1 protein-coding gene is annotated in these 1,494 nt (G+C 65.1%); it reads right to left on the reverse strand.

The features are described from left to right. Window positions 1-13: 13 nt before the first annotated feature. Complete coding sequence (locus ACT3TD_RS14750; RefSeq protein ID WP_444615238.1) at window positions 14-1,345, reverse strand: ISL3 family transposase; 1,332 nt, start codon at window positions 1,343-1,345, stop codon at window positions 14-16. Between the last annotated feature and the right edge of the window lie 149 nt (window positions 1,346-1,494).

Genomic DNA, 1,494 nt, shown 5'->3' on the forward strand with positions numbered 1-1,494 from the left:
GGCTCTTCCGGTTTCAGAGTGCGTTGATTGCCCCGCGGAGCCCTCCCGAGTGGATCAGTGACCGCAAGATGTAGTTGGCCTTGTTCCTGAACCCCAACGCGATACCGCGCAGGTGCTCCAGCTTGCCGTTGATGTTCTCCACCGGCCCGTTGGACGCACCGGTGTCGAAGTAGGCGAGGATGTCGGCTCGTCGCCGCCACAGCGTCTGGCCCAGCACCCGCAGTTCCCGCAGGTCGTTGGGGATCTTCACGTGTAGCGCCTTGATCACCTTGAACATCCGCAGCTTCCCGTCCCGGGGACGGTCCTGTTGATACGCGGCGATGATCTCCTGGTAGAAGTGCCACGTCACCTGCACCGGAAGGTGCGCATCATTGGTGAGCACGTCATCGAGCTTGACCGCGTTTTTCGGGGTGACCAGCGACTTCCTGGTCAACAGGATCCGTCTGATGCCGTACAACGGGTCCCCGGACCGTCCGCGGTGTCCCATCGTCTCGTTCTGGACCCGTTGCCTGCATGCGGTGAGCTTGTCGATGGCCAGGTGGACGACATGGAAAGGGTCCATGACCTGCCTGGCCTGGGCCAGGTGCTGGGTCGCGGCTTTCGCGTAGCCGGTGAACCCGTCCATGGTCACGACCCGGATCCGGTGGCGGAACGTGCTGCCGCGGGCATCGAGCCAGTCGCCGAAGGCGTCGGCACTGCGGCCGGGCACCATGTCCAGGAGCCGGGCCGAGCCTACCCCGTCGACCAGTGGGGTCAGGTCCACGATGACGGTGACGAAGCCGGGGGACCCGTCGCCGCGGACGTGCTTCCATTTGTGCTCGTCCACGCCGAGGATCCGGACCCGGTCCAGTCGGGTGGGATCTCCGTAGGACAAGTGCCGGCAGGCTGTCAGGGCCAGCTGGTTGGTCTTGTCCCAGCCGATGCCCAGCCCGCGGGCGCAGGCTTTCACGCTCATGCCGTCAGCCGCCATGCGTTGCAGAATCCAGCGGGTCACCCGGTGGGTTACCGTCTGACGATCGTCGGCGGCTTGTGGGATCGAGGCCCGGAAGATGGTGACCTCGCAGTCGTCATTGACGCAGACCAACCGGGGTACGCGGACGTGCAGCAGGCTGGGGTGCCCGGCGATGGGCAGGTCCGTGAGCCTGCGTTCGATATGGTCGCGAACTCGGCAGTCGTGCCCGCAGTGTGGGCAGCTGAGGTCGACGGTCACCGGATGACAGTAGAGGTGGGTGATGTTGCCGGCGTCGGCGGCGTTGTCGATCGACAGGCCCAACTCGACGGTGCGGCAGATCGTGTCGGCGACGAGGTTCGGGGCAGGGGTGGCGGTGACGGTAGGGTGAGACATGGATCCTGGAGCGGCTGGATGGATGCTTAAGACACCTTCATCCTGTCACTGCAGGGTCCTTCTACGTTCCCGGACCCAGCCCCCTACATGTAGTGGTGGCCTACCTCGGGGGCTTCACACCCGCTACGCACTCCCTATCCGGAAGAGCC

This window comes from Corynebacterium sp. AOP36-E1-14 (genome assembly GCF_052377495.1).
GTDB lineage: Bacteria > Actinomycetota > Actinomycetes > Mycobacteriales > Mycobacteriaceae > Corynebacterium.